The organism is Kitasatospora sp. NPDC002227 (assembly GCF_040296285.1).
Lineage (GTDB): Bacteria > Actinomycetota > Actinomycetes > Streptomycetales > Streptomycetaceae > Kitasatospora.
The window spans coordinates 112,324-139,109 of the sequence record NZ_JBEOWY010000013.1; the positions used below are offsets into that span (position 1 = coordinate 112,324).

Genomic DNA, 26,786 nt, shown 5'->3' on the forward strand with positions numbered 1-26,786 from the left:
CGTTCTACGGATCTCCCCCGCCCCGGAGTGCGGGCGGTGGGGCTGGGACAGGTGGGCCGGGACGTCGGTGGGGCCGGCGGCCCCGGTGGCGAACCGGAAGTCTGGTGGTGGCCGGCGGAGCGAGGCGGCCTCGCCCGGCTCCGCCGGCGGAGCGGTCACATGTTGGTGACCGCGGTGATGGCGGGGTAGATCAGGAAGATGAGCAGGCCGCACAGCAGACCGATCTGGGCGACGAGCATCATCTGGGACTGCGCGCCGGCCTGGCCCTCGGTCTCGGCGAGCTCCCGCTCGCGCAGCGTCGAGGCCCGAGCCATCAGCGACTCCCGGATGCGGGCCCCGTCGTCGGCGGACAGCGAGATCGCCGACCCGATCTCCCGCAGATCGGTGACGCCGATCTCCTCGCCCAACTGCTCCAGAGCGGCGGCCTGCGAGATGCCCTTGCGGCGGGCGTCGGCCAGGCAGCGGCGCAGCCGCACCATCTGCCAGGTGTCGGTCAGCTCGGTCGCCGCTCGCAGAGCCTCGGGCAGGCCCCGCCCGCCCGCCAGGCTGTTGCCCACCAGGCCCAGGAACTGCGCCAGGGTGTGCAGGAACTCCGCCCGCCTCTCCTTCGCGTCCCGCTTGACCTCGAGGTCGGGCAGGACGAAGAACAGGGCGGCGAACACCAGCGCCAGCCACAGCGGCATCAGCGGGCTGCTGGTGAAGCCCGCGAACCAGAGCCCCGCGAACACCATCGGCCCGAAGAACAGCCCGACCAGGCCGAGCAGCACCTTCTGCGCCAAATAGTTGTCGAGTGGTCGCTCCAAGATCGACAGGTCGGCGCGCACCGACCGCATCTCCCAGCCCTGCTTGGCGTAGAACGCCGCCACCCGCACACCCAGACGCCCCCGCAGCTCCCGGGCGCGCTCACCGCGGTCCTGGCCACCGACCTCGCTCGCCGGGATCACCCCGGCCGCGGCCAGCGACATGCGCGAACGCGCGTCCACCCGGGCCACCGTGGCGGCAGGCCCGGGCCGGCTCGGGAACAGCGCCCGGGCCAGGAGGAACAGTCCGGCGCCGATCCCGGCGCCCACGATCAGAGCCAGCGTCATCTCACCCCACCTGCCCGGACCCGGACGAGGAACCGTGCCGGCTCCGGGACCTTTGCGAGCCGGCGCAGCCAGGCCAGGCTGCCGGCGAAGAAGAAGAACACGACCGCCAGAACCAACTGCCCCTGCACGGAGGCGTACGGCTGCGTGTAGGACGGGTTGAAGACGCGCAGGCCCGTCACGATCGCCACGATGACCGCGGTGACGATCTGGACGCTGCGCCGGGTGGGAGAGCGGCTGGTCATGATGCGCCGGCGCATGCCCACGTCGGAGCGCGCCTTGTGGGCCAGATCGGTGAGCACCTGCTTCAGACCCGCGCCGCGCAGGCTGGCACTCTGCTTCAGCGCCGCGATCACCTCGTCCGCGCCGCCGTCGTTGATGTCGTCGGCGAGCAGGTCCAGGGCGTCGGGCAGCGGCATCCGGGTACGCACCCGGAAGTCGAGCCGGTCGAGGTGCGGCTTCAGGACGTCCGCCGCGTTGCGGGCGGACACAGCGATCGCCTGCTCCAGACCGGCCGACCCGGCGACCGTGTCGCGCAGCGACTCCGTCCACGTCGCCAGCGCCTCGACCTTAGCCAGCGCGGCCTTCTCGCCCTTCAGGCCGCCGAACAGCTGCGACCAGAACATCACCAGCAGACCCGCGGCGATCGCGGCCACCGGCCACCGCAGCAGCACGAGCACCACCAGGCCGACCAGGACGGCCGCAGCGCCGCGCCGCCGCAGGAAGCCGGCCAGCTGCTGCCCAGTGCTCTGCCCGCTCCCCGCCTTGCGCGGCCAGCCGACGATCGCGGCGACCAGCAGGGCGATGCCGCCGCCGACGCCGAGGCCAGCCAGCAGCGCCAGCATCATGAAGGGGCTGAGGACGTCGCTCACGCCGTCCACCCCGCGAACGCGCCGTTGGGGTCGTAGCCGTGCTCCATCAGCTCCTCCAGGCGCCGGTCGGAGATGACCGCGCCCTCTTGGACCTGGCCGCTGCGGAACTCGAAGATCTCGCTGCTCAGCACTCCGCCGTCGTTGCCGTTGACCTCGCGCACCGAGATCACCCGGCGCTGCATGTCGTTGGTCAACGGGTCGCGGACCCGCTTGATGAAGACGACGAACTCGATTGCGCCCGCGATGAGCCGCTGGGACGCCTCGGCGCTGAGCCGCTCGGCGGCCTGTACGGCGTACGTGCTGATCTTCTCGAAGACGTCCAGGCTGCTGTTCGCGTGGATGGTGCTCAGCGAGCCGTCGTTGCCCTGCGACATCGCGTTCAGCATGCTGACGATCTCGTCGCCGAGCACCTCGCCGACGATGACCCGGCTGGGGTTCATGCGCAGGCTGCGCCGCACCAGGTCGGCCATGCTCACCCTCCCCACGCCCTCGGAGTTGGGGAGCCGCTCCTCCAAGGCCACTACGTCGGGGTGCAGGTCCTCGAAGTCGTGCAGGCCCAGCTCCAGCGCCCGCTCGACCGTCACCAGCCGCTCGTCGAACGGGATCTCGTTGGCCATGGCGCGCAACAGGGTGGTCTTGCCGGCGTTGGTGGCGCCCGCGATCATGATGTTCTTCCGGGCACGGACCGCCGCGCCCAGGAACCGCGCCAGCTGCGGGGTCAGCGTGCCGTTCGCCTCCAGGTCGGCGAGGGTCACCCGGCTGAGCCGGGCCCGCCGGATCGAGATGGCCGGCCGGTTCGAGACGGAGATGATGGCCGACAGGCGGCTGCCGTCGGGCAGCTTCAGATCGAGCTCGCAGTTCAGGTCGTCCAGCGGGCGGCTGGAGAGGCCGGAGAACGCGGCCAGGGTGCGCACGTCCTCGACCAGCTCGGCGTCCGAGTCGGCGATCGGGTCGACCTGCTCGCGCTTGCCGTTGGCCCAGCCGACGAAGACCCGGTCGCAGCCGTTGATGTCGATGTTCTCGACGTCCGGGTTCTCCAACCACGGCTGCAGCCGTCCGACGCCGTACATCGCGGCGTGCACCGCGTTGACGACGGCCTCGTCCTCCTCGTTGCTGGGCAAGGGCTCGCCCGCGAGGTACAGGCGCTGGTTGTGCTCCTGCACGAGGTTGGCGATGACCTCCCGCGCGGCGACGCGCAGATCCGCCGTGCTGAGCGGCTCGCCGTCCTCCTCGGCCCGCCGGCTCCGCTCGCTCATCGCGTCGCCGGCCTGGACCCGCAGGGACTTCACCAGGGTGTAGTCGATGGTCGTCACTGCAGAACCCCCTCAGCACTCTCGTTCTCCGTCACGGCCTGCTCCGGCACCCGGCCGAGGCCGAACTGCGTGCCGAGACTGCCGATGGTCTGCCGGACGGAAGCCACCAGCTGGGTGCGGTGGATACGGCCACGGCGCCGCCCGGCGAGCTGCTCGGCGGCCTTCGGATCGAAGGCGATGACGCCCGCGACCTGCGCGGGAACCTGACCGGCGGCCAGCACCTGGGCGGCGTCCCGGGCCGCAGCCGCCTGCTGGCGGGCCGGGGCGATCAGCAGAACGCCCACCGGAGCGCCGCTGCGCCCGGCCGGAGAGAGCACGTTGTGCAGGGAGGCCACCCGGGAACGCAGGTGGGCCAGGTCCTCGGCGGTCGTCCGCGAGACGACCAGGACCAGCGAGGCGTACGGGAGCAGCTCGTTGACGGGGGATCCGGGGTGGGCCCGGCCGATGTCTGCGATCACGTCCGTGGTGCCGGGGGCTGCCAGGGCGCGTCCGAGTGCGGTCCACCGGCCGCTCCAGCCGTTGGTCTGCTCGGGCCGGGTGAGTCCGACCAGGACGTCCAGCCCACCGGGGAGCCGCTGGCTGTGCTCGTGCACCAGCTCGGGGGTGATTCCGCCGCGGCCGGCCAGGGCGAGGGAGTTCATGCCCCGGTTCGGGTCGAGCACCGACCCGTCCTCGGCGCCCTGGCGGTACACCAGGTCCCCGCCCAGCGGGTCGAGTTCGGCGAGCAGCGACTGCCGGGGCCACTCGGCGGCCAGGGCGAGCGCGGTGGTGGAGGCTCCGGGGGAGCCCTTCGCGGAGCAGACGACGATCAAGGCCATGGTCTTCTCCTCTACTGGCCGCTGGCGGGGAGCAGCACCAGGGCGACGTCGCCGGAGGAGGACGCCTGGGTGATGTCGCCCGCCTTGGCGGCCGGGACGACGATGGACAGGGAGTACGTGGAGGCTACCGAGCCGTTGGCGGGGCGGAAGATCTGGCGCACGGTGGCGGAGGGGGCCAGCTCGACGGCGCCGGCCGTGCCGGCGGGTGCCCCGGAGGCCGGGGTGCTGCCCGCGGCGGGGGCCTTGGCGTCGCGGCCGACCCACATCACCCGGACCCGGTCGCCCTCCTTCAGGTCCTGCGGGTACTGGCCGGGCTTGAGGGACAGTCCGACGATGGCCTGGTCCCCGGCGACGCCGGTGGCGTCGGTGAGCATCGAGCCGACCAGCAGGGTGCCGGCGGGCACGTCGGAGGCCGTGAAGTACTTCGAGGTGAGCAAGGTGCGCTGCTCCCACGGGACGTACTTGAGGCCGGAGTCCTTGGAGATGCGGACCTCGGAGATCGCGTCCTGGGGGATGTGCTGGCCGGGGGCGACCCGGGTGCTGACCTCGACCGCGCTGACCTTCTCCCCGGCCTGCTGGTAGAGGTAGGCGGAGCCGAGGGCGCAGCCGGCGATGACGAGCACGGCGAACGCGGCGACGCCCGGGCGGCGCTCGCGCACCGGCGCGGGGATCCGGCTGGCCGGGGAGGTCGGTGCGGCGGTTCCGGCGGCCGTCCTCTGCGCGGGTGCGGTCGGGCCCTGGCCCGATTCCTGCCTGCCGTTGTTGGTCCCCGTTTTTGGCATGCTTCTACCCCAAGCCGCTTATGTGCCGGTCCAATTACATTCCCTGGAGCACGGCCCCCCGTCGGGGATATCGACGGTGGTGCAGCGACCGCCCCCTGGGATTCGTCGATCGGCCGCAGTGGTGCGGCCGACCCCTCCATGCCTTAACCAGGCAAGAACGGCTTCGGTTACCCGAGGCCGGAGACATCCCCGATCAGTTCTATGTCCGAATTGTTCGTATATGCGATCAGCATGTGATGGCAACATGCGTCACACGAGTACGTCCGGGTCACCATACGAAACTTCTGGCCAGGATTACACCCAGTTTTGGCCAAGGTCGTCCATGTCACTGGCATAGGCGATGGCATAAGGTGCAAATGTGTATAAGTCGGACACTATTTGCAATCCCTTTGCAATCAAGCTGTTTCTTGTCAGCGTCAAGACAAAGGGTCCCGGCCCCTTCCCGGCCCTCCCGGACAAAGGCCCGCAGGCCAGCCCGCCCCCGGAAGATCCGCACGCGAAATGTCAGTCCGGGCCGGGCCACGATCCGGATTCCGGTGGCCGGCCCGCGCTCCTGCGGCGCGGGCCGGCCACCGGCGATGCCGGGTCCAGAGCGGCGCGGAGCCGAGCACGGCGGCGGCCTGCTCCAACCGCTGCCGGCCCGTCGCCGAGGCGCTCTGCAGCAAGCTGTCCCTGGAGGTTCTCCCGGGAGCGGCCGGCCCGGAACAGATCCTGGAACAGCAGGGCGAGCAGCAGCTTGTCGGTCGGCCCCGTCCCGGCATCCCGAACTGCGCCCCGGCTGTCCGCGCCGTGCGAGATCATGTGAGTACCAAGCGGGACGAAGCGCCCCACCACGGTGGGGCAGGGCGGGCGGGTGCCATGGCGAATTCAGTACGGGCAGTGGTCTTCGACCGCAAGGCGGTCTTCCAGACCGGAACCATGTCCCCCCATCCCGGCATGGCGCAGGTGCTGCACCTCCTCGACAAGCGCGGCATTGGCTGGGTCCTCCTGACGACCGACCCGTTCGATGCGCGGCAGTGTGCCCTGGCCGGACTGCCCGAGCCGACCCTGCACCTTTCCAAGGGCGACATCCCGGGCCAGAAGAACCGGGGCAGCGACCTGTGGATCACCGAGGTCGCTGAGCGGCTCGGCCTCCCCGTCACCCAGCTCGCCCTGGTCGGTGCGACCGATCTCGACTGGCGGACCGGCGTCAACGCCGGCGTCGTGTTCATCCGCGCCCTCTGGGCCACCGGAACCCTCAGGCAGGTCGCCCTGACGGCACAGGACCCGGCCCACCTCTACTGGATTCTGGACCGGCACCTGCTCCACGAACCTCAGTGGCTCTTCGCCATGGACGACGAAGCGCGGAACTACAAGGTGCGCTCGCTCTTCCCGCCGGAGGTGCGCTTCGACGGCACCAACCCGAGCTCCTTCACCCTGCAGCACGTCTTCACGTACGACATCGACGTGACGGCCGGCAACAGGAGCGCCCGCGACATTCTGATGCTGCACGTGCTCTGCGCCGCCTACCTGGAAGGGCTGCTGCCGGCCCGCGCCTGGTTCTGCGTGTACCCGAGCAGTACGCCGGGAGCGGTGAACCACCAGCTCGCGGACTTCATCAAGGTCGCCAAGGTCATGACGGGCGCGTCCTACAAGGACGACCTGCTCGTCCGGGCCACCCAGGCCACCGACACCAGCCGGGCCCGCGCCCAGAACCGCCACGGCGAGGTCACCATCGCGACCCAGGCGAACACCGTCCACCTCAACCCCGCGCACCGGAACACGCTGGCGAGGGGGAAGACCGTCGTCGTCTTCGACGACTTCACCACCGAGGGCATGAGTCTGGACTGGGCGAGGAGTCTGCTCACGGAGGCGGGCGCCACCCAGGTCATCGGCGTGACCATCGGCAAGTACCGCAAGCCGTACACCTTCTTCTCCCCCCGGCCCGGTGTCGAGATCGACCCGTTCACCCCGAACACCAGCCTGACCCCGGCCGACTTCACCGTCGACCAGCGCCAGGTGCCCTTCGGCACCGGTCCGGTCGACCTCGTAGCCGAGACGATGCGCCGCGCCGTGGCCGGGGACACCGGCTTGCCCGAGATCGACCTGGCTGCGGCCACCACCGCGCTCACCCCGGCAGAGAACGAACTCCTGGACGGGCTCGTCGCGGCGTCCAAGGTCCCACGGCCGGTTCCCACCGGCACCGTGACGCCGATGCTCAAGCGAAGGAACGGCCGGCAGCAGCACATCATGGACTTCCTCGACAAGCTGGCAGGGCTTGGCCTCCTCACGTGGAGGGCCGATTACCACGTGGAGCAGTCCATGCCCCTGTGGTGGGTGTCTCTTGACGGCAAGCCTGCAGTTCGGTGGTACAACAGCCGCGAGGTCGAGACGCTGATCGGCGAGCTCTGCGCCGTCGCCGGGATCATCTGGGAGCCCGTGCTCGCGACCTTCGGCGAGACCCAGCGCCTTGAGGCCGTCGCCCGCATCGAAGCGCGACGCAAGGCAGCGGGCCGATGACGTGAGACCGGAGCCGGCCCGCTCCTCGGAGAGGGGCGAGTCGGCCACCGGCGAAAGCGCCTCGGCTACAGGTCGCCGATGGTGAGCTGCTCGAACGGCTCCTCGGGTTCCACCTGCTGGACGGGAGCCGAGCCGAGCCGTCCGAGGACGTCGTCCACCGTGGAGACCTCGACGGCCCGGCCGTCGGCCACCATCTTGGCGGCCCAGGTCTCCTGCGCGACCAGCGAGCGCAGGAGGAAGACGTGCTTGCCGTGCTCGGAGGCGATCCGGGCCTGCATCTTCGCGCCGGAGGTCCGGGATGCCTCGATCACGATGCTGCCCAAGGCACTGCCGGAGGTGACCACGTTGCGCCTGGGGAAGGTCCACGTCGCCGGCCGGGACTGGGGCCAGAACTGCGAGAACACCGCGCCACCGGAGTGGACGATCCGCTTGGCCAGTGTCTCGTTGGCCGCCGGGTAGACCTTCGAGGCGATGCCGTGGCCGAGCACGGCGACTGTCCGGCCACCCGCGTCCAACGCGGCGGTGTGCGCGGCGGTGTCGATCCCGAGTGCCAGGCCGGAGAACACGGCAACGTCGGCGGCTACCAGCTCTTTCGACATCCGCTTCGCCCGGCTCAGGCCGTCCTCGGTGGCGCCGCGGGTACCGACGACGGCGACCGAGCGGTGGTCCGCGTCGGCCAGTTCGCCCAGGTAGAAGAGGAACGGCGGCCGGTCGGGGACGGCGCGCAGATTGGCGGGGTAGGCATCGTCCAGCACGGTGACGATCCGCGCGCCGGCCGCCGCCGCGCTCTCCAGCTCGGCGGCGACGCGCTCACGGGCCTCGGGCAGATGGGCGAGCGCGGCCCGCAGCAGGGGGAGGCTCTTGTGCGCCACCTCGGACTGCTCACGCAGGTTGCCCTCGAACATCGTCCAGAGGCCCTCGGGGCTCTCGGCGCCGCGGGCGAGCAGGCTCCAGTCCACCGACTTGTCGCCGAGACGGAGGGCGCAGAGCGAAAGCAGCCCAAGGTGCGCCTCGGGAAGCTGGTTGGGCAGCAGCCCCTGCTTCGAGGGAGAAGCGGGCACAGAGGAATTCATGATCATCCTTCTACTTGCGGCCCGTAGCTGTTCGAAGGGCAGTGCAGTGACACCTGGGCCTGCTGCCATGATGGCGCACCCCACCCACAGTGCTCCAGTCATTGCACCGCCTGGTCGGCGGCTTCCCCGCCTCCGCTCCGGCTGTCCACCGGAGCAGGAGGCGGGGAAGGAGATAAGTGCCGGGTCAGGTCGGCACCGAGAGCGTCAGCACTGCCCGGTTCCACAACTCCCGGCCTGCCAACGTGGGAACGCACACGTCAAGGTGGCCGTCCTGATAGTCGCGGGCCTCCTCCTCGGTGCTCAGCCCGTGCTGGACGTGACCGCAGCCGCCGCAACCTCCGGCTTGCTGGCCAGGCCACCAGGTGAAGTCCGGCCCGAGCGGCAGCCCGTCCAGTCTGGCCTGCTGAAGTGGGGCGCCGGCGAGGGAATCAGCCATGATCAAGATCCTTCCTGTGTCGCAATTCCGGGAGGGCTGCGGAGCCCGTGGCAGACACCGCAGCGGTCTAGCCCAACCGGGACGAGTGCGTTCCCGGTGTGCCCTCGCCCGGGTCCGGACCGGGATCGGGCTCCGTACGGGGAGCGGAGGACGAGTGGGGCGTCGGCTGCGCGGACTGCCCCGGCGCAGCGGCGGGCGTCTGGCCGGTCTTGCGCAGGTCGACCCCGGTGGCGGGCTGCTCGGCGCCCTTCTTGTCCTCGGGCTTCTTGTCCTCGGGCGGTGTTTTCGCGGTCGCGGCCTTCTGGATCGCCTTGAGCGCGTCCCCCGTCGGCATCTTGCTGTGCTGCGCGAAGTACGCGACGACGCCCTGGTGGTAGCCGGCGCGGCGCAGCAGCACCGTGCGGGTGCGCCCACCCGCGGCCCGGGCGGCCGACCCGGCGAGCTCGGTGACGTGCTCGCGCGCCAGCAGGTCCTTGAAGACGCGCTTGACCTGCATCCCCTCCAAGCGAAGCGGTCCGACCTGCTGACCGTCGACCATCATCGTGGCGTAGTAGTGGTACCGGGGCAGCTCGGCCATCAGGATCGGGTCGACCTTGCCGTGCCACTCGTCGGCCACGATCCGGATCGCCCCCTGCGAGCCGGCCGTCGAGCTGATCGCCGAGGCGTTCTGCAGCAGGCTGTCCCGGGTCGTCTGCCCGACGCGCTGGAGCAGCTGGGTCATGACGTGCAGCCGGACGCCGAACTTCCGCAGCTGCTCAGCGATGTCGGCCAGCACGCCGCCGACCGCCTTGTCGAGACTGATCAGCTCGTCCGCGAAGATGTGCACCGGGCGGCGCTTGTCCTCCGCGAGGTTCTCCCGGGAGCGGCCGGCGCGGAACAGGTCCTGGAACAGCAACGCCAGCAGCAGCTTGTCGCTCGGGCCCGTCCCGGCCGGGCAGATCCACACGAGCCTGCGGGCGTCCATCGCCTTGCGGGCGTTGTAGCCGCTGACCGGCGATCCGAGGAACGCCCGGCTCACCGGCTGCGCAGCGAGCCGGGTGATCGGGTTGATGATCACGCCGTACGCCGACGGGTCGATGGTGGTGAACGTGGTCCTCCACCAGCGGGCCTGCTGCTCCGGCAGGTGGGAGATGATCCAGTTGCGGAAGAAGCCGTCCTCCAGCAGCGTCGGGATCTGGAAGATCGTGGCTTGAGCCTGGGCGTTGGACCTGGACTGCTTCTGTGCCTTGGCCAGGGCTTCGGCGTGGGCCTTGATGGCCGCCTCGTCCGTGGCCCTGCTCTTCGGAACCTTGATCGTGACCAGCGCCGCGTTGTACGCCACCAGCGCCTCGCACGCCTTCGTCAACAGCGTCAGACCGCGCGGGGTCTTGCTGTCGTCCCACGCCATCGACGCAGCCATCCCGTCGACGAAGGCCCGCACCACCTCGTGGGCGACCTGCCCGTGTTCCATCCCCAGCGGATTCCACGTCGGCACCAGGCCCGACATCCCGCCCCGGCCAGTCAGGTCGAGGTGGCACACCCGCTTGCGCAGCGAGTCGTGGGCCAGGTACTCGCGAACCTTCGCCCAGGAGTCGCCGTGCGGGTCGATGAAGAAGACGGACCGGCCCGCGGCGGCCAGCGCCAAGGCGCGGACCTCGGCCTGCTCGGTCTTGCCGAAGCCGGCCCGGCCGACCGCCACAGAGAACAGGTACTCCGCCTCCGGGCTTGCCGCGATCCGGCTGCGCCCGTCGGGGGAGCGCAGGATGCCGTGCGGGACCAGGTCGCTGCCCAGCACATAGGTGGGCACCTCGGAGGCCAGCACCGGGAGCCGGCAGTGGGCGGTGACCGGCTTGAGCAGGCCGTTCAACTCGCCGATACCGACCCAGTTCTCCTTCCGCGGGCGCACCCGGGCGTTCGCCCACCGCTGGTCGAACGGCTTGCGCCGGCCCCGGCTGTTCGCGGTGATCCGCCACTTGGCGAAGGCGCTCGCCTCCTCGCTCCAGACGTTGCCCTCCCCGAAAACATCCAACGCTGCGGCGAGCCGGGCCAGACGCAGCTCGGCCCGGTCCTCCTTGTCCGAGGCGACGCGCACCAGCAGCTGCACCCGCACCAGGCTGCGGCGACTGCCGCCAAGCCGGCCCAGCACCTGCGCACGGTCCACGCCGCGCCCGCGCGGCGAGGGCGGGGCCGATCGCCGCACGCTCTGCTGGCCCGGCTCCAGAAGCTGGGTGAGCTGGTGGCGCCAGGAGTCCTCGAGCTCGGCGGCGTCCGCCGCCGCCCGCCGCGCCTCCTTCTTGTTCTCCTCCCGGCGCTGCTCCCGGGCCTCGTTGACCATCTGGAAGCGCTTGAGCATCAGCCGCAGCCGGGGGACGGCCTGGATGTCCAGGCAGATCTCGGCGAGGTCGCCGGCCTCGGTGCTGAGGTCGGCGACCGCGTCGACCAGGCCCTGAAGCGGGTCCGGGTCCATCGGGACGTCGCGCAGCGCCCGGGCGGCGTGGCCGCGCAGGACGAACTCCGCCCGCACGACGTGCTCCCGCTCGTTGTCCTCGGGGAGCGGGGCCTTGGTGACGGTCACCTCCTCGTACTGGGTGATCTTCATCAGGTGATCGGCGGCGGCGGGGCCCTCCACCGAGAACTCCAGCGGCACGCTGCCGTCGGCCCGTAGCCGGATCCGGGCGGACCGGCCGGCCCCGGGCGCCCACCACGGGCCGGCCTTCGCGACCCGCAGCAGGGTGGTGGCGTAGCGGTGCAGCTCTTCGGGGGTTGGGTTGAACCTGGTGCTCGGGGTCAGGATGTAGCGGGTGCGGTCGGCCAGGGCCTTGGCGGTCAGCCGGTGGTGGACGACGGCCGCCGCGACGGCGAGCAGGACGGCCAGCGGGATCAGCCAGAACGAGTTGGCGCCGATCCAGGAGGCGGCGCCGGTCAGCCAGTCCAGCGCGTCGGAGCCCGCGTTGAGCAGAGCCGCGCCGAAGCTGCCGTCCTGGCCGGCGGGCGCGTGCGAGCCGCCGGTGGCGGGGTGAGGGATCGGGGTGCTCATCGGGTCGGCTCCCAGCCGGTGGCGGTGCGGGTGAGATAGAGGACTCCGGGCCGGCTGGCCTGGAAGTCGCCGGAGGGGTCGGCTCCGGCCCACAGCAGTTCCACGCGGACGCGATCGCCGTCGGTGCGGGCGGTGACGGCCTGCACGCGGACCTGGGTGTAGGGGCGCAGCGGGACAGGGGTGGGCGGGAAGTACTGCGGCCACTTCGCCCGGTCGGCGCCCGTGGTCTCGGCGGTCCACACTTCCTGGGCGAGCGTGCGGACGACGGCGGCGTCGGCGCTCGGCAGGTTGCCGGGGTGGTCCCGGACGAAGGCGGCCTCGATCGCCGGGTCCGCGGCGGGGCCGTCGGCGGCGGCCGGGGCTCCCGACGGCATCGCGCTCGCCGTCGCCGCCGCGGTCGGCGTCGGGGAGGACGCGGTCGCCGCGACGGTGGGGGCGGCGGCCGGTGCCGGGGGGAGGCCGGCGCCGGGGGTGGCCTCGGGCACCGGCTGCTCGGCGGCGGTGGCCGTCGCGGTGGCGGCCGGTGTGCGGTGGCCGGACGGTGCCGGTTCGGTGCCGGGGGAGAGGAGGGTCAGGGCGAGCGCCAGCAGCAGGGCGGAGCAGGCGGCGGGAACCAGCACGCGAGATGACATGGACATGTAATTCCTTGTTCCTTCAGGAGAGGACACGGGCCCCGCCCGCGTAGTCGTAAGGCCATACGGCCGCTTCCTTGACGCTGTCTCCCGGCTTGGGCGCGTTGATCATCCGCCCGCCCCCTATATAGAGGCCGACGTGGTAGATGCCGCGGCTGTTGCCGAAGAAGACCATGTCGCCCGGCTGCAGGGCCGAGACGCCGGCCGACGCCGGAATCCGCGTGCCGACGTTCGCCTGGTCGGCGGCCACCCGCGGCAGGTGCACCCCGACCTGCGCAAAGCTGTAGAGCATCAGCCCACTGCAGTCGAAGCCCACGACCAGCCGACCGTCCTGCCCACCCTCGGAGCAGCAGACCCCGGTGCTCTTGCCCTGCTCGTTGCCGCCGCCCCAGGAGTACGGCACCCCGGTCTGGCTGCGCGCGGCGTCGATCACCCGCTGCACCCGCTCGGAGACGGGGCCTCCGCCGCCGGTCGAGGTGCCCAGGCTGGCGAACTGCTGCCGCCAGTGCAGGACCTCGTCGACGTAGGCCATCGACGCGTTGTACTGGTAGATCGCTGCGTTCAGCTGGGAGGGGTCGGTCAGGTCCCGGCCGTTGCCGCACAGGTACAAGGCCGCGGCCATGGCTTCGTCGTCGATGTTGTTGGGGTTGGCGCCGCCGCCCGGGCGCACCTTGTCGGCGTAGCCGGCGAAGGTGCTCGGGAGGAATTGGAGCGGTCCCACCGCGGCGTCGTAGGTCGAGTTGCCGTCCCACTTGCCGCCGTCGGTGTCCCGGACGGGGGTGGTGTTGCCGCCGGCCCCGCTGCCGTCCAGGATCGGCCCGACGATCGGCGGGCTGATCATGCCGTCGTCGGCGATGGTGTGCCCGGCGGCCTGGGTGGACTCGACCTGCGCCAGTGCCGCGAGCAGCTGCCAGTCCAGCCCCTTGCAGGAAGGGGAGAGCGTGGGCATCGCTGCCACCGCCCGCACGTAGGCGTCCATCATCCGCTGCGGCACCCCGACCACCGTCCCCACCGGGACGGTGACCGGGTCGGAGCCCTGGTTGGCCTCCATGTCGAGCATCCCGAGCCCGCCGACCGCACCGAGCGCGACCACGCCCAGCACGCCCAGGCAGCCGATCTTGCGGACCCACTTCGGCCGCCTGATGCGGATCACAGCAGGCCCCCGAGGTCGGGGAGATCCAGCCCGCCGGGCTCGCCGTCGTCCATGCCGTCCCAGACCATGTCGTCGGCGGTGTTGGACGTCCGGCTGAAGCGCCGCCGGACCTCCGCCGCCGCGTCACCGGCGTCCGGAACCGGAGGGGCCGCCGGAGACAGGGGTGCCGGTGCGGACAGCACCTCACCGGTGGACGGGTCGTACACCGTCCCGTCACCCGCCACCTCGGCACCGTCGCGGAACGCCTCCGGGCCCAGGGCCGCGGCGATGTCGGCGTCCGATCCGGCACGGAACTCGCTGGCAGGCGCGTCCTCCCACGGACTCGGCGAGCCCCCCAGGTCGGTCCCGGCCGGAGCGGGCAGGTCCTCCGGGTCGAAGCTGCCCTCGCCGGGTCGGACGGTCCGCACCACGCTCGGGCGGTCCGGGTCGGGCAGCCCGTCGCCGCCGGGCACCACGGTGGTCGCATGGATCAGGCCGGCGATCACCCCGTTGCGGGCGGAGGCGACGACGTCCTCCGGGCCGTGGACGTCCGACCAGGTCCGGTAGGCGTGGTACGCCGCGTTGTACGGCTCCCGCACCGGAGTGCCCATGTCGTGAGCACCGGCCCGCCAGTCGGCAACGTGCTGCGCCCTCTCCTCGTTGTAGTGCCGCAGTTGCTCCTGGACGGCCGTCGATCCGTTGGCCACCGTGCGCCGGGCCCGCGTCCAGGTCGCCGGCAGGCCGGCGCTCAGGTCGTAGCCCAGCCGCACGGCCTGGCCGCCGCGGATGGCCAGCCGACCGGCTCGCGTCTCCAGCAGCTTGTTGTGCAGCAGGTGCCCGACCGGGGTGGGCCGCGACGGGTCGTGCAGGATCTCGCCGGTCGCGTGGTCGAGCACCAGGTGGCCGCTGCCGTCGTTGACGGGCTTGCGGCGCTTGGCCATCACATGGTCGGGCAGCGGGTTGCCCACCACGGCGTGGTGCGCCATGTTCAGCGGAAGGGCCAGGTGTGCCATCCCGCGGCGCACCTCGCCGAGCGCACCGGCCGCCATGCCCGCGGCGTTCATCGGGCCGAGACCCGGGTCGGCCAGCGAGGCGAGGCCGGAGTGGATCTGGGCGCGGCGCAGCAGCGCGGCGTGGGCCGGGGACTGGGCGCCGAGCATGCCCACCCCGCCGATCCCGCCACCGCCGCCGGAGCCGCCGCCGCCCTGGCCGACACCCATCCCGGACATGGCCTGCGACATGGCCAGGCCCAGTCGGGAGCTGTCGTCGCCGAGGCCGGAAGAGCCGCCGATCCTGGCGTACCGCATCCGGCGGGCGAACTTCTCGCCGATCTGGCCGGCCGCGGCGAGCAGACGGCGGTGGAACACCAGGACGACCAGGGCCAGGCCGACCATGAGCATCATCCGCTGCACCATGACCGTGCCCTCCTGGGAGGTCAGCACGGCGTCGGTGCTCAGACCGAACGCGGGCAGCATCACCGAGACGGCGAACTCCGTGGTGACCGAGGCCAGGAACACGCCCAGCCACTTCCACACCACCGCCCTGTTGGCGCCGGGGAGCATGCCCCACATCAGGGCCACCGGTGTGACGGTGGCCGCGCCGACGTCCGCGAACTGCGTGCCGAGGTGGACCAGACACATCATCAGGACGACCGCGGCGATCAGCAGGGTCGCGACCAGCACGAGAAGTGCGCCGAAAACGCGGTCCCAGTTGGAGTTGACGCTGTAGTTGTAGGCCGCCTTCCCTTCGTCCCCGTGCTTCTGCAGCTCCTTCTTCAGCTCGTCCCAGCTGCTGGTGGACTGGCACATGGGTTCGCTGCCCGGCAGCCAGGAGATGCAGCCCGGCTGATCGTCACCCTTGACGCCCTTGATCTCGCCGTGGATGTACCGCTTGTGGATGTCGGCGAGCTCGCGCACCCGCGGGTTCTCGCTGTTCGGATCGGCGATGACGCCGTACTGGAGCAACTGGTAGGGCTGGACCACGAGCGTCTTCGTCAAGGTCATCCGGATCGGGCAGCTCGGGTCGTCCTTGTCCTTGTCGCTGGTGCAGCCGGGTTCGACGCCGTTGACGTTCGAGGTCATCTGGGCGGCCTCGCGTGCGGCGGACTGCGTCTGAGCCAGCGGGCCCTCCGGCCCGAGGATCGCCTTCGGGGTGAAGGCCGGCAGCACCACCACCGCGCTGAGCGTCAGGGTGAGGGCGATCTCGCCGAAGCCCTTCGCGAACTTGCCCCGCATGACCCAGATCAGCCCGATGGCGAAGCCGCCGGCGAGGAACAGGGCGTGCAGGTTCAGGTCGTTGCCGGCCACGAGGAAGTACCGGCTCGAGAGCTTGTCCGCAGTGCTGGTGAGGGAGCTGACGATCGGGAACTGGTAGACCCACTTGATCATCACGCACATCAGGCCCACCAGCAGGCGGACCAGCGAGAACAGAGCCCCCATCAGCAGGTTGCAGACGTGCGACCGGAAGTCGGTCACGCCGCCGTTCTCGCTCTTGAGGTCGTAGTTGTCCAGGGGCGCGCCCTCGGAGCTCATGACGTTGAGCGGCGCCAACAGCCCGCCCGGCTCGGTGCCGTCCGCGGCGGATGCCGCGTTGGCGCCGCCCAGGACGAACAGGAACACCATGCCGACCGTCAGCAGGACGGTCCGGCGGCCCGGCCACATGACCCGGCCCCACTCGCGTACCGCCCGCGCGCACCGGATCGCGGCGGCCACCCGGCGGTTGCTCGTCAGCTTCTTCATCGGACACCTGCCCCGGTGCGGGGGGCGGCGGGACGCTTGGCCAGTCGGCTGCGGCCCCGCTGCGGGGCCGGCGCTCCGGCCCCCTGGTACTGCGCGGAAGCCGGGCCGGACGCCGGCTGGGGCGCTGCGCCGACCTTCGTCGGGGTGGTGAAGATCCCGTCGTGGATCCGCTTGACCGGGGGCGCGATGACGCGGATGCGGCCGATCTGGCGGGCCGGGTCGCGCAGCAACATCTCGCCCTCGCGCCCCTTCTGACCGACCGGCGACAAGCCGGAGGTGACGGTGCGGACCGTCTGCTCGTCCGCCGGGTGGCCCAGAAACTCCAAGCCCTTGCGTGCCAGGACCGGGTCGCTGGTGCGCGCGAGGAACTTGTAGGTGAGCAGACCGCGTACCGTCTCGTCGCCGAGATCGTCCGCGTCGTGACCGCCCAGCAGGACACCCGCCCAGTGCTTGCGGCCGTCGTGGACGACCTCGCTGACCAGGGCGTGACCCTCGTGACTGGAGGTCAGCCAGTAGCACTCGTCCATCACCAGCGCCGCGAACCGGTCGACCTCGGTGAACGCCGTCTGCCGGGCCACCGCCGCGATCAGGTACAGCACCGCCCGGCCGATCAGCGCCTCCAGCGGCTGCGCCCGCAGGATGTCGGGGTTGCCGAGCGCTTCCTTGGGGGGCAGGGTCAGGCCGGCGGTGGTGAAGACGACCAGGTCCGCGTCCAGGTCGCCGGACAGCGACAGCGCGGGCAGGCTCTCGTCGAACACGAGCCTGGCGAGCGGGGCCTCCGCCACGATCCGCAGCATGTCCAGGACACCGGCCGCCTCCTGGCCACGGGGGCTGGACTCCTCGGCCATCACCGCGAGCTCCTCCAGCACCCGGGCCATCGACGGACGGGCCGACTGCGCCGCCGCCTTCACCGCGCGGTTCAGCACCGACCCGGCGACCGACATCGGGCCGACCCCGAGCTGCAACGTCAGGTAGGAGAAGGCGGCGTGCTCCCCGGTGCCGGCCGGCAGGACCCGCAGCGGGTCCAGCGACAGCCGGGCCTCGGCCGCGTCGATCACCTGGCACCGGCCCGGGGCGGCGTGGTGGGCGAACCGCGCCCACTCCCGCAGCGGCGTGCGGTCCACCACGATCGCCCGATCGCCGCGGTCCACCAGACCGATCGTCAGCAGCTTGAGCAACACGGACTTCCCACTGCCGAGGTCACCGATCACGCCGAGCGAGGCGCTGGCGTTGCGCTGCGGCGCGGACGCCAGGTCCACCAGCACCGGCCGCACCGTCCCGGTGTCCTGGCTGATGCCGATCATCGGACCGCTCTCGTCGCCGATGTCGCCGCCCGTCAGGGCGCCGCCCATCGCCCACCCCTCGCTCAACTGGAACTGGGTGAACTCCTTGAGCCGGCCGACGGGCGCTGCGCCGGGCAGGCCGAACTCGAACAGGCGGGCCTGGCCGCCGCGGGTCCGCACCGCCCGGTAGTTCGCGCCGGCCAGCTGCGAGCGCAGCTCCCGGGCCCGACGGTCGCACTCGCGCGGGTTACCGGCCCACACCGACAGCGCCGTCACCGACCGCACCTCGCACTCCACCGAGGTCAGCGCGAGGAGGCTCTCCTCCTCACCGAGCTCCTCCGCCGACCCGAACAGCGAGTCCGGCGCGCCCTCGGGGTGGGAGGAGTACTGCTCGGCCTGGTCGATCAGCTCCCTCTTCTTCTTGCTGATCTGCTGGCGGGCCTTCGCGCCCTCGATCACGTCCAGGTCCACCACCGCGTCCACGGGGTAGTCCAGCTGCTCCAGCTGGGCCAGGACGTCGGCGGCGTGCGCGGCCACCGTCTTGGGGATCTCGGCCAGCGCGAGGTGCGCCTGGTAGCCGGTCCCGTCCTCGGTCTCGACCTCGAGCCAGAGCCGGTTGAGGGCGGACCCGTCGACGGTCTTCTTGAACATCGAGCGCCACCCGCCGGTGCGCCCCGCACCCCCGGGCTGGCCGCCCTCCTGCAGCCGGACCTGTCCCAGGTCCGCGTAGGAGGGGCTGCGCAGCACGCCGTGCAGCAGGCGGCTGCCCCGAAGGTCGGACTGCTCGGCCTCCAGCAGCAGCGGCGGCTCGGCCACGCCCCGGTAGACGGAGTGCTGGTGAATCCAGACGACCTCCGCCGGCCGGGCCTTGCGGATCGTCAGGCCGCCGCCGAGAGACGCCTCGACCTGCTCGGCCTGCGCGAGGTAGGACCGGGCCTCCTCCCGGGTCACCGGCGGCGCCTCCTGGCCGACCGCTTCGCCGACCTGGGTGAAGGCGGAGTTCGCGAACGCGGCGAGCTGCGCGCTGCGGTCGGACGGCACCAGCGGGATCGCCAGCCACAGGGTGCGGCGGTGCATCTCCCGGCCGCGCACCATCTCCAGCGCCGCATCCGCGGTCTCCGCCGCTCCCTCGTAGCGGAACTCGTCGACGCCGTCCTTGATCCGCAGGGCGATCTCGCCCGGGTCGATCGCCGCGCACAGCGAGTAGATCCGCGCGGTGCCGAGCATCGAGCGCACCAGGGAGGTGACCCGGCTGAGGATCTCCTCGCGCTCCAGAGCTCCCGCGTACCGGCTGCCGATCGGCGTGACCCGCCAGAACGCCCAGACGTTGCCGCCGGTCGACCACACCAGGTGGCCGTGGATGTGCCTGATCGCCACCCTCATCGCTTCGTTCCTGCCTTCCGTGCCGTACTGGTCTGTGGGGGGTTGCTCGCGGCCTGGGCGAGCAGGAGCTCGAGGGCGGTCGGCGCCGGCCCGGGCGCGCTTCTCGGCTGCGCCGTACGTGCCGGCCGGGTGCCGGTCTTCGCCGCCACGGGCCTCGGCCGGGGCCGGGCCGCCGCCGGTGCGGGACGGGAGTTGCCGGCCGCTCGGCCCGGCTTCGTCGCCGTGGCCCTCGTGGCGGCCGGCGCCGGTGCGGGTGCGGTCTGGTCGGCGGGCTCGGCCTCCTCGATGCCGAAGCTGCCGTGCAGCCACTGCTCCGGCAGGGGCCTGACCGCCCGGCCGCCGATCCGGCCCGACCGCGGGGCGACTGCCAGGGCGAAGGCGTCGAGCAGGGCGGGACCGGGGGAGCGGCCACCGATCCGGGGGTGCCGCGCAGCCCAGATCGCCACCGCCCACACGATCACCGGGACCGGCCCCAGCGTCGGAGCCCACCAGGCGGCGGTCTTGATCAAGGTGAAGGAGCCGACCGCGGCGATCCCCAGCTGCATGGGCGTGTAGGGGCCCATCGGCAGTCGGAAGTCCCCAAGCCGCCCGAGAACCCACGGGTGGCGGCGGGCGCGGGTATAGCTCCGGCCGACCTTCGGCCGCGCGGCGGTGCTCACAGCTGCCCCGTGAAGACCCTCGGCAGCGCCGGGGCGCCCTGGACGTCGATCGGGCTGCTCTGCTGGGTGCCCGGGTCCTTGAACTCAGACCCGAACATCGAGCTGAGCTGGTAGCGGCCGGAGAAGATCGCCCAGCAGATCACCAGGCCGATCACCGCGCCGATGCCCGCCTTGATCGACATCTTGCGGATCACCTGGACCAGGCAGATCAGCACGAGGGCGATCATCAGGCCCTTGGCCGTCCAGTCCAGGAGCGTCGTCACCCAGCTGTCGCCCATGTTCTTGAAGGCGCCGGCCAGCATCACGTTGTTGGTAGGACCCATCACCGCACCCCCGTGGCGGAAGCCGACGCCGACGGCGACGGAGAAGAAGAGGAAGGAGAAGAAGAGGAGGAGGAGGAGGGGGAGCCGGCCGGAGCGACGGCGGCCACCTCCCAGCGGCCGGCTCGCGCCTTGAGCCGCAGCGGGTAAGTCAGGGGCCACTGCCCCGCACCGTCGGTGGCGCGCACCTGGGCCTGGACCTCCAGCACCGCGCCGTCCACCGGAGAGGGCGGCACGGGGGTGCGCGCGGCGAGCGACTGGAGCTCGACCTTCGAATAGACCGCTCCGGCGGCCGGGATCCGCACGCCCGGCGTCACGTACCGGGCGCTCTCCCCGACACCGGTCAGGTAGGCGGTGAGGTACTCGGCCACCGCCTGCTGCAGCGGGCCGCTGCCGACCTGGGTGCCGTACGGCTCCACGTCCGATCCCGACAGCGAGGCAGGGCCGGCGACCTGAGCCGGCGCGGACGTCACCGCCAGCGCGTCGGGGGAGCCGCCGCTCGCCGGGCCCCGCGTCATCGACACGGGCACCGCGAAGTACCGGACGACCAGCGGGCCGGCCGGCTGCGTAGCCCCCGCAGGGGACTGCGTGGACTGCGTATCGGCGGGTGCGGGGCGCTGCGCAGTGCCCGCAAGGGTGGCCGCAACGGTCACCAGCCAGGTGTGTCCGCCCATGGCGGAGCTCCGCACCGCGACCACCCGCTGCACCGAGAGACGGGAGCCGTCGGCGGGGGCGGGGAGGTCGACGCCCGGGGCCATGGCCCGCAGCGAGTCGCTGCCGGAGGCCGACTGCGCATCGCCACGCAGCCACAGGTCGATGAAGAGTTCGGCGTACCCGATCGGCGGCTGGATGACGTTGACGGGGGGTGCGGAAGCCGCGGCGACGGGCTGCGCCAGCGCCTGCGGGATGGTGACGGCCGCCGCCAGAGCGAGCGGACCGCACGCCAGCGACGCCCACAGCGCGTAGCGGGCGATCCGCGTACGGCGCTGCCGGCTCCGCAGGTGCTCCGCCGGCGGGGAGAGCTGCTCGCCCCGTGGTTCCGGGGCGCTGCGGCGCGAGGGGGACAAGGACATCGGGGCCTCTCAGACGATCGACGAGTGCTGTCGATCGGAGGAAACCCCGCGGCTCTAACCGGTTTTCTGTCCAAGATCCGCCGGATTCGTAACGGATGGACAACGGGTGCTGGTTAGTTTGAAAACCCGCTCTGACCTGCAATGGAAAGGTTCGCGCCCGGGGCGGGCCGGGCGCGGAGGGCAAACTAACCAGCCCGCCGGCGCCGCCGGGGCGAAACTAACCGGTCCACCGGAGGCCACCGGGAGCGAAACTAACCAGGCCCGCGCGGTTCTAACCGGCCCGCCCGACGAAACTAACCGGGCATCCAGGCGGAGGGCGGCAAACTAACCAGCTCCTCGCGCGGCCGAGGTCAGTCACTCTCCGCAACAACCGACGGGCGGGGCTGACCTTCACCGACAGCGGCCCTCAGCCCTGGCCAAGTACTGCGAAGCCGCACGCAGTCCGCTGTGAGGAACCCGGACGCCGCCTCGATCCGGTCGTGCGCCGTCCCGCCACAGGGCTCAGGGATACGTCGCACACCTCCGGCCCGCAGGGCACCCCGCGCACCCCGATCGGCTCCGCACCGCACCGGACTCCCCGCCGGAGCGCCCGCTGCGCAAGCCGACGCAGCGGGCGGAGGGTGCGTAGCCCGGCCCGGCAGCGCGGCCTGTTCGACTGCGTGTGCGGACGCACTCCGCACCGCACCTCCCGCACTCCGCACCCGCCGGAGGCGAACCGTCCGCACCGCACACCCCCGCACCCGGGCGGCCTGCGGGACGCCGCCGGGCGGCTCCGGCAGCCCGGGCCGACACCGGAACCGGCCGCGATCGTTGGACCATGGCATGGACACCACCGGCCTGACCCCGCAGACCGACACCACCGTGCCGGAGCTGATCCGGCTGTGGCTGGACCCCGACTCCAACGAGCGGCCCTTCCGCGCCACCGCCCGCCTGCTCCGCGAGGCGGAGCACCACGGCGTCGGCATCGTCTGCGCGGTCGCCGAGGCGGGCGGCCGGCTGTGGCACCGCCAGCGCGGACCGAAGGTCCGGGCGGACCGGCTGCTGCAGGTGACGGCCTGGCGGCGCGACCTCGGCTTCCCCGAACTGCTGACGCCGACCGCAGACGCTCTCCAAGCCTGGGCTCAGGCCGCAGCCGACCGCCAGCTCCCGCAGGACGCCGACGCCGACGCCGCTGTCCGCGACGCCCACGCCCGGGCCCGACGGATCGACCCGACCTTCGGGCCCGCCGTGGTGCTCTCGCTGTCCGCGGTGACCGCCGGCCAGCTGCTCGGCCCGCACGTCCCCGGGCAGGACGTCACCACCCGGGAACTGCTCGACCAGCTGCGCGCCGACCCTGCCCGCAGCCGCCCGGAGTCCTCCGCCTGGTGAGATCCGCCCCGAGCCCCGGCAGCCGCCCGGCAGACCGCTGCGCTCGGCACCGCCCGGCAGACCGCTGCGCTCGGCACCGCCCGGCAGACCGCTGCGCTCGGCACCGCCCGGCAGACCGCTGCGCTCGGCACCGCCCGGCGACAGCGCAGCCGCCCCAGGGGCTTCGGACCGCGTGCCCGGCCGACCGCTGACCGCAGCAGTCCAACTTCGCTGACCCGAAGTGCCGCCGGTCCGACTTCTGTGGCACCCGGTCCAGGCCCGCTGTCGCACGACGCCCTCCGAGCAGCTGGTTAGGTTCACCGCGTTCTAACCGGGCGGCCGTTGTCCATCCGTTACGAATCCGGCGGATCTCGGACAGAAATCCGGTTAGAGCTGCGGGGTTTCCTCACTCGACGATCACCGCCGACCGAGGAGTCCCGGATGCACCACCTGTCCGCCCCGAACACCTGCCGGCGCCCGGACCGCCGGGAGGGCCGCCGCTCCTTCGCCGAGTTCCTCCGCGCCCTCCTGCCCGGCGCCAGGGGGGCGGCCACCACCGGCTCCGAACCCACCATGGGGCTCGCGCCGACACCGCAGCGACCCACCACCGCACCGCCGACGCCGGCCGAGGTGGCCGCCGCCCGGACCTCGATCGCCGCCGCGGTCGAGCAGCACCGCCTGGTCGACGCGATCCGACTGGCCACGGCCCACGTCGACGGCATGGCCGCCCGCTTCGGCACGACCCACGCGCACACCATCGAGGCCCTGGAGGTCCTCGCCCACCTCAACGTCCTGACCGGCGACGAGCACCGCGCCCTCGTCTTCTACGTCCACGCCGCCGACCGCCGCGCCCGCTGCACCTCGCTGCCCGCGGCCGACCCCGTGCCCGGCCTGGCCGCCCGTGCCCGTACCGCGCTCCGAGCGCCCGTCGGCCGGCCCCGCCGTCAGCACGCCGCGACGGCCGCCCGATGAGCCTCAACCCCGAAGTGCGCCGCGGCGGCAACCTGCCCTTCGGCATGGTGGCCTCCGTCTGGGTCTGCGATCCGCGGTACTCCACGAACGCCCGCACCCTCTACTGCATCCTCGTCACCTACGCCGACACCCAGGCCCGCAACACCGCCATGGGCCGCCCCTACCGGCGCGAGCTCGCCCGGCAGCTCGGCGTCAGCCTCGCCACCCTCGACCGCACCCTGGACGAGATGGAGGTGGCCGGCATGGTCACCGTGGAGGAGCGCCTGGACCCGCGGTTCCCCAAGCACCACGACGCGAACATCTACCACCTGCACGACGCCGGAGTGATGTGGCAGGGCACCACGGCCTGGGTCGACCCGCTGCCACCGGGAGTGAAGGCCGCCGACGTCGCGAAGGCCCGGCTCGCGGAGCGCCGGAAGGCCAAGCGTGAGGCCGGAATCCAGCGGACCGGCGGAGTCCCCAAGGGCGTCAGCACCAAGGCGAAGAACCGGGCCCGGACGGCGGAGGGTGGCAGCACCGGTGCTGCCACCCCCGGCAGCGTGGGTGCTGCCACCCTGGCAGCACCCACGCTGCTCAATGTCTATAACCCCCTCCAGAACCCTTCTCGAGACGCCTTCCGGACGCCCGAAGGGCAGGTGACGGGTGGTTTCGCACGCGCAGGCACGCGCGCGGGCTCCACGCCCCAAGCCGAATCCGCGCCGGGCGGCGAAGCCGCGAACCGACAGATGAAGTCCCCGAAGCACCGCACCACCCGCACCACCGCGCCCCGGCCGGTCCCCGGCGAGCAGGACGCCTACGACCTCCTCGACTCGCTCGGCCTCTGGGAGCGGGGACGGGCACCGAAGATGATCCGCGACCGGGTCCGCGACCTGCTGAAGACCGGCCGTGCCCTCCCGCACATCCAGGCCCGCGTCAACGCCGGCTGGCTCCGCGCCCAGGGCCCCGAGCGGACCCGACTCCCCGAGGGCGACCCGTACCGGATCAAGCGGCCCGTCGCCTACCTGGCCACCGTCCTGGAGATGGGCCACGACTGCCGGCGCCCCGACTGCGAGCGCGGAACCCTGCTCACCACCGGCCAGGAGTGCAACGCCTGCAACTTCGCCCGCGCCGAGCGCGAGGCAGACCGCGCCGCCGCCCGGATCGCAGCCGACACGGACGCCCTCGAAGCCGCCGCGCAGCGCCCCACCCCCCAGCAGCCGCCCACCGACCCGGGCGTCCCGGAGCAGCGCACGGCCACCTGGCGCTGCGCCGTCTCCACCTGCGCACGCCCCGGCACCGGGCCGGTGCCCGACGTCCCGCTGTGCCACGACTGCCTCGAGTCGGTGCAGCAGGCAGTCCAGGCCGTCCGGCGCTGACGACCGGACCCACCCTCACGAACACGGAGATCTCCCATGCGCTGCACCACCGGCCTGCCGGCCGCCGACCTGCTGTACCTGCTGGCCCTGGCCGTCGTCGCCACCACCGCGGTGGCGCTGGGCACCGCCGGGAAGCGCCGCACCGCGCCTCGGCACGCCGCGCCGAAGCCGACGCTGCCGCGCTCCCCGGGCACGGTCGCTCCACCGCCCCGGCCGCCGTACCCGCCGGTCCCGCCGCTGTGGTACCGGATCGAGTACGAAGCCGGTCGCCGCGCGCTGGTCGAGGGGCGGATCGACGCCGCCGCCCAGCGGGCCGCCACGCTGGTCGAGGACAGCACCGCGGCCTTCGGGCCGGAGCACCCCTACACCCGGTGGGCGTGGGACACCAGGGCGGCGGTCGTCCGGGCGGCGGTGGTGCGCCTGCGGTCTGGCCCGGGTGCTCCGGCGGTCAGTCGGGCCGGCGCGGCTGGGGCGGGCGTCGGCCGGTGAGCGGGACTTGCCCCGTGCGGTACGAGCAGAGGCGCGTCGTACGGATACAGCGATGGCCCGGAACGCGGGAAGCGTTCCGGGCCATCGCTGTGCTGATCACGCGGCGAGGTCGAACTCCCGGCACCGGACCCCGGACATGAAGCAGCGGAACTCGTGGTCGGTGAAGGTGTGCACCTGGGCCGTCGGCGTCGCACTGTCCGAGACGGCCACTCCGCCGACGATGAACTCCAACCGGATCCGGTGGCCGGTGAACACCCCGCTCCGGAGCTGGTCGAGCCAGCTCGCCCACACGTCCGCCGGGTAGATCTGCGGGGCAAGCAGGAGGTTCTTGCTGTCGCGCAGACCGACGTAGCCGTCCTCGTGGGCCACCTCGAAGCAGCCTTGGGCGGACTCCGAGGCGCGGGCCTTGAACCAGCGGGCGTTGCTGAAGTCTGGAGTGGTCATCTCGGTGCTCACATCTCTTGCCTGAAGGAACGAAGGAACTCCACCGACTCGGCGGGGTCGAGCGCGGCGCCGCACAGTCGCCCGAACAGCTGGGTGAACCGGCGGACTTCTTGGGGCCGGTGCAGGTAGAGGTTGCCGCCGATGGTGTCGCAGTAGACAACCTCGGGTTCGGAAGGGTCCGGGAAGCCCATGAGGGTGAAGCCGCCGCTGGGGCTGCCGTGGCTGCCCTTGGAGAAGGGGAGGACCTGCAGCGTCACGTTGGGGACGTTCTCCGCGCAGTGGACCAGGTGGTCGAGCTGCTCGCGCATCGCCTCGACTCCGCCGGCAGGTCGCCGCAGGGCCGCCTCGTCCAGCACGACCTGCAGCTCGACAGGGTCGGGCTCGCGAGCGAGGACGCGCTGCCGAGCGAGGTGGGCTTCGACCAGGCGGTCAACCTCGTCCGCGCCTGCCGTCGGAAGCCCGGCGCGGATGATCCCGGTGAGGGACTTCCTGGTCCGCAGGAGGCTGTGCACCGTGCTCAGGCTGAAGACCCGCAGTGTGCTGGAACCCTCCTCGAGTCCGAGATAGGTCTCCATGTCCGGAGGGAACGCTGCTTCAAAGGCTGTCCACAGCCCGCCCTCCGGCGCCGACCGTGCGAGCGCGAGCAGCTCGGACCGCACCTCAGCCGATACCTCGTAGGCGTCGAGCAGGCCCTTGAGCTCGATCAGCTGGACGTTGCGCTTGCCGTTCTCGATCCGGCTCATCGTGCTGTCGCTGCGCTGGATGGCCGCTCCGGCCTGCTCGGTCGTCAGCCCTGAAGTTTCACGTAGCTCCTTGAGCCTCCGGCCGACCTGGCGCCGGTGCTGCACCGGCCCGCTGGGTACCGCCACCTTCACCCCTCCCCTCTGTCGACGGGCCAATCTTGCCGCAACGGATGTGCCACGGGTAATCGCTGCGCCCACCGCGTGCCCCCTCGATTCGAACAAGGTCGTGAAGTTTCACAGAGAAGTTGCAGGGAGAAGTTTCTAGGGTCATTCTAGAGTCACGGAGCCATAGCGGTCGGTGATCGTCTTCCTCGGCCGCAGT

22 protein-coding genes are annotated in these 26,786 nt (G+C 72.1%); 5 read left to right on the plus strand and 17 right to left on the minus strand.

Annotated features, from left to right (window positions below; translation table 11 throughout):
- Window positions 1-155 precede the first annotated feature (155 nt).
- Genes ABT095_RS14790 through ABT095_RS14810 form a run of 5 tightly spaced genes read right to left on the minus strand, consistent with a single transcriptional unit; the run spans window position 156 to window position 4,870 of the window.
- Window positions 156-1,088: a type II secretion system F family protein gene (locus tag ABT095_RS14790; RefSeq protein ID WP_350529772.1), complete on the minus strand. Its 933-nt coding sequence runs from the start codon at window positions 1,086-1,088 to the stop codon at window positions 156-158.
- Entirely contained in the window at window positions 1,085-1,957 is an 873-nt protein-coding gene (locus ABT095_RS14795; RefSeq protein ID WP_350529773.1) for a type II secretion system F family protein, read from the minus strand. The genes ABT095_RS14790 and ABT095_RS14795 overlap by 4 nt, the downstream gene beginning before the upstream one ends.
- A complete protein-coding gene (locus ABT095_RS14800; RefSeq protein WP_350529774.1) occupies window positions 1,954-3,270 on the minus strand; it encodes a TadA family conjugal transfer-associated ATPase in 1,317 nt (438 codons plus the stop codon). Before ABT095_RS14800 ends, ABT095_RS14795 begins: the two co-directional genes overlap by 4 nt.
- Entirely contained in the window at window positions 3,267-4,088 is an 822-nt protein-coding gene (locus tag ABT095_RS14805) for a hypothetical protein (protein ID WP_350529775.1), read from the minus strand. The genes ABT095_RS14800 and ABT095_RS14805 overlap by 4 nt, the downstream gene beginning before the upstream one ends.
- Before the next feature lie 11 nt (window positions 4,089-4,099).
- Window positions 4,100-4,870, minus strand: coding sequence for a hypothetical protein (locus ABT095_RS14810; RefSeq protein ID WP_350529776.1), 771 nt, complete (start codon window positions 4,868-4,870; stop codon window positions 4,100-4,102).
- 858 nt (window positions 4,871-5,728) lie between these two features.
- Here ABT095_RS14810 and ABT095_RS14815 point away from each other — a divergent pair.
- Window positions 5,729-7,369, plus strand: a complete 1,641-nt coding sequence (locus ABT095_RS14815; RefSeq protein WP_350529777.1) for a phosphoribosyltransferase — start codon at window positions 5,729-5,731, stop codon at window positions 7,367-7,369.
- Between the two features lie 65 nt (window positions 7,370-7,434).
- Here the strand turns inward: ABT095_RS14815 and ABT095_RS14820 are convergent, their stop codons facing one another.
- The 10 genes from ABT095_RS14820 to ABT095_RS14865 form a co-directional block, all read right to left on the minus strand.
- Window positions 7,435-8,442, minus strand: coding sequence for a DNA-processing protein DprA (locus ABT095_RS14820; protein ID WP_350529778.1), 1,008 nt, complete (start codon window positions 8,440-8,442; stop codon window positions 7,435-7,437).
- A gap of 184 nt (window positions 8,443-8,626) precedes the next feature.
- Entirely contained in the window at window positions 8,627-8,878 is a 252-nt protein-coding gene (locus ABT095_RS14825; RefSeq protein WP_350529779.1) for a hypothetical protein, read from the minus strand.
- Between the two features lie 67 nt (window positions 8,879-8,945).
- On the minus strand, window positions 8,946-11,894 hold the full coding sequence (locus ABT095_RS14830; protein ID WP_350529780.1) for a type IV secretory system conjugative DNA transfer family protein: 2,949 nt from the start codon (window positions 11,892-11,894) through the stop codon (window positions 8,946-8,948).
- Window positions 11,891-12,526 (minus strand): hypothetical protein, encoded by a 636-nt coding sequence (locus tag ABT095_RS14835; protein ID WP_350529781.1) that lies wholly within the window; start codon window positions 12,524-12,526, stop codon window positions 11,891-11,893. The genes ABT095_RS14830 and ABT095_RS14835 overlap by 4 nt, the downstream gene beginning before the upstream one ends.
- A gap of 22 nt (window positions 12,527-12,548) precedes the next feature.
- Window positions 12,549-13,679, minus strand: a complete 1,131-nt coding sequence (locus tag ABT095_RS14840; RefSeq protein ID WP_350529782.1) for a C40 family peptidase — start codon at window positions 13,677-13,679, stop codon at window positions 12,549-12,551.
- Window positions 13,676-16,396, minus strand: a complete 2,721-nt coding sequence (locus tag ABT095_RS14845) for a hypothetical protein (RefSeq protein ID WP_350529783.1) — start codon at window positions 16,394-16,396, stop codon at window positions 13,676-13,678. The genes ABT095_RS14840 and ABT095_RS14845 overlap by 4 nt, the downstream gene beginning before the upstream one ends.
- Window positions 16,393-19,062 (minus strand): ATP-binding protein, encoded by a 2,670-nt coding sequence (locus ABT095_RS14850; RefSeq protein ID WP_350529784.1) that lies wholly within the window; start codon window positions 19,060-19,062, stop codon window positions 16,393-16,395. Before ABT095_RS14850 ends, ABT095_RS14845 begins: the two co-directional genes overlap by 4 nt.
- Window positions 19,059-19,607: a hypothetical protein gene (locus tag ABT095_RS14855; RefSeq protein ID WP_350529785.1), complete on the minus strand. Its 549-nt coding sequence runs from the start codon at window positions 19,605-19,607 to the stop codon at window positions 19,059-19,061. The genes ABT095_RS14850 and ABT095_RS14855 overlap by 4 nt, the downstream gene beginning before the upstream one ends.
- A 110-nt stretch (window positions 19,608-19,717) precedes the next feature.
- Window positions 19,718-20,044: a hypothetical protein gene (locus ABT095_RS14860; protein WP_350529786.1), complete on the minus strand. Its 327-nt coding sequence runs from the start codon at window positions 20,042-20,044 to the stop codon at window positions 19,718-19,720.
- Window positions 20,044-21,114, minus strand: a complete 1,071-nt coding sequence (locus ABT095_RS14865) for a hypothetical protein (RefSeq protein ID WP_350529787.1) — start codon at window positions 21,112-21,114, stop codon at window positions 20,044-20,046. Before ABT095_RS14865 ends, ABT095_RS14860 begins: the two co-directional genes overlap by 1 nt.
- 822 nt (window positions 21,115-21,936) lie before the next feature.
- Between ABT095_RS14865 and ABT095_RS14870 the strand changes: the two genes are divergently transcribed.
- The 4 genes from ABT095_RS14870 (at window position 21,937) to ABT095_RS14885 (ending at window position 25,277) form a co-directional block, all read left to right on the plus strand.
- Window positions 21,937-22,482, plus strand: coding sequence for a hypothetical protein (locus ABT095_RS14870; RefSeq protein WP_350529788.1), 546 nt, complete (start codon window positions 21,937-21,939; stop codon window positions 22,480-22,482).
- 420 nt (window positions 22,483-22,902) lie between these two features.
- Window positions 22,903-23,433, plus strand: a complete 531-nt coding sequence (locus ABT095_RS14875; protein ID WP_350529789.1) for a hypothetical protein — start codon at window positions 22,903-22,905, stop codon at window positions 23,431-23,433.
- Complete coding sequence (locus tag ABT095_RS14880; protein WP_350529790.1) at window positions 23,430-24,788, plus strand: hypothetical protein; 1,359 nt, start codon at window positions 23,430-23,432, stop codon at window positions 24,786-24,788. The genes ABT095_RS14875 and ABT095_RS14880 overlap by 4 nt, the downstream gene beginning before the upstream one ends.
- A gap of 36 nt (window positions 24,789-24,824) precedes the next feature.
- Entirely contained in the window at window positions 24,825-25,277 is a 453-nt protein-coding gene (locus ABT095_RS14885; RefSeq protein ID WP_350529791.1) for a hypothetical protein, read from the plus strand.
- A 96-nt stretch (window positions 25,278-25,373) separates the two neighbouring features.
- Here the strand turns inward: ABT095_RS14885 and ABT095_RS14890 are convergent, their stop codons facing one another.
- On the minus strand, window positions 25,374-25,721 hold the full coding sequence (locus tag ABT095_RS14890) for a DUF397 domain-containing protein (protein ID WP_350529792.1): 348 nt from the start codon (window positions 25,719-25,721) through the stop codon (window positions 25,374-25,376).
- Between the two features lie 8 nt (window positions 25,722-25,729).
- Complete coding sequence (locus ABT095_RS14895; RefSeq protein ID WP_350529793.1) at window positions 25,730-26,590, minus strand: helix-turn-helix domain-containing protein; 861 nt, start codon at window positions 26,588-26,590, stop codon at window positions 25,730-25,732.
- Window positions 26,591-26,786 lie beyond the last annotated feature (196 nt).

Excerpts from the sequence above, each read along its gene's own strand:
- ABT095_RS14790 (WP_350529772.1), bottom strand. The coding sequence starts at position 1,088 with ATGACGCTGGCTCTGATCGTGGGCGCCGGGATCGGCGCCGGACTGTTC.
- ABT095_RS14805 (WP_350529775.1), bottom strand. The coding sequence starts at position 4,088 with ATGGCCTTGATCGTCGTCTGCTCCGCGAAGGGCTCCCCCGGAGCCTCC.
- ABT095_RS14810 (WP_350529776.1), bottom strand. The coding sequence starts at position 4,870 with ATGCCAAAAACGGGGACCAACAACGGCAGGCAGGAATCGGGCCAGGGC.
- ABT095_RS14815 (WP_350529777.1), top strand. The coding sequence starts at position 5,729 with ATGGCGAATTCAGTACGGGCAGTGGTCTTCGACCGCAAGGCGGTCTTC.
- ABT095_RS14820 (WP_350529778.1), bottom strand. The coding sequence starts at position 8,442 with ATGAATTCCTCTGTGCCCGCTTCTCCCTCGAAGCAGGGGCTGCTGCCC.
- ABT095_RS14825 (WP_350529779.1), bottom strand. The coding sequence starts at position 8,878 with ATGGCTGATTCCCTCGCCGGCGCCCCACTTCAGCAGGCCAGACTGGAC.
- ABT095_RS14830 (WP_350529780.1), bottom strand. The coding sequence starts at position 11,894 with ATGAGCACCCCGATCCCTCACCCCGCCACCGGCGGCTCGCACGCGCCC.
- ABT095_RS14835 (WP_350529781.1), bottom strand. The coding sequence starts at position 12,526 with ATGTCATCTCGCGTGCTGGTTCCCGCCGCCTGCTCCGCCCTGCTGCTG.
- ABT095_RS14845 (WP_350529783.1), bottom strand. The coding sequence starts at position 16,396 with ATGAAGAAGCTGACGAGCAACCGCCGGGTGGCCGCCGCGATCCGGTGC.
- ABT095_RS14850 (WP_350529784.1), bottom strand. The coding sequence starts at position 19,062 with ATGAGGGTGGCGATCAGGCACATCCACGGCCACCTGGTGTGGTCGACC.
- ABT095_RS14855 (WP_350529785.1), bottom strand. The coding sequence starts at position 19,607 with ATGCAGCTGGGGATCGCCGCGGTCGGCTCCTTCACCTTGATCAAGACC.
- ABT095_RS14860 (WP_350529786.1), bottom strand. The coding sequence starts at position 20,044 with ATGGGTCCTACCAACAACGTGATGCTGGCCGGCGCCTTCAAGAACATG.
- ABT095_RS14865 (WP_350529787.1), bottom strand. The coding sequence starts at position 21,114 with ATGTCCTTGTCCCCCTCGCGCCGCAGCGCCCCGGAACCACGGGGCGAG.
- ABT095_RS14870 (WP_350529788.1), top strand. The coding sequence starts at position 21,937 with ATGGACACCACCGGCCTGACCCCGCAGACCGACACCACCGTGCCGGAG.
- ABT095_RS14875 (WP_350529789.1), top strand. The coding sequence starts at position 22,903 with ATGCACCACCTGTCCGCCCCGAACACCTGCCGGCGCCCGGACCGCCGG.
- ABT095_RS14880 (WP_350529790.1), top strand. The coding sequence starts at position 23,430 with ATGAGCCTCAACCCCGAAGTGCGCCGCGGCGGCAACCTGCCCTTCGGC.
- ABT095_RS14885 (WP_350529791.1), top strand. The coding sequence starts at position 24,825 with ATGCGCTGCACCACCGGCCTGCCGGCCGCCGACCTGCTGTACCTGCTG.
- ABT095_RS14890 (WP_350529792.1), bottom strand. The coding sequence starts at position 25,721 with ATGACCACTCCAGACTTCAGCAACGCCCGCTGGTTCAAGGCCCGCGCC.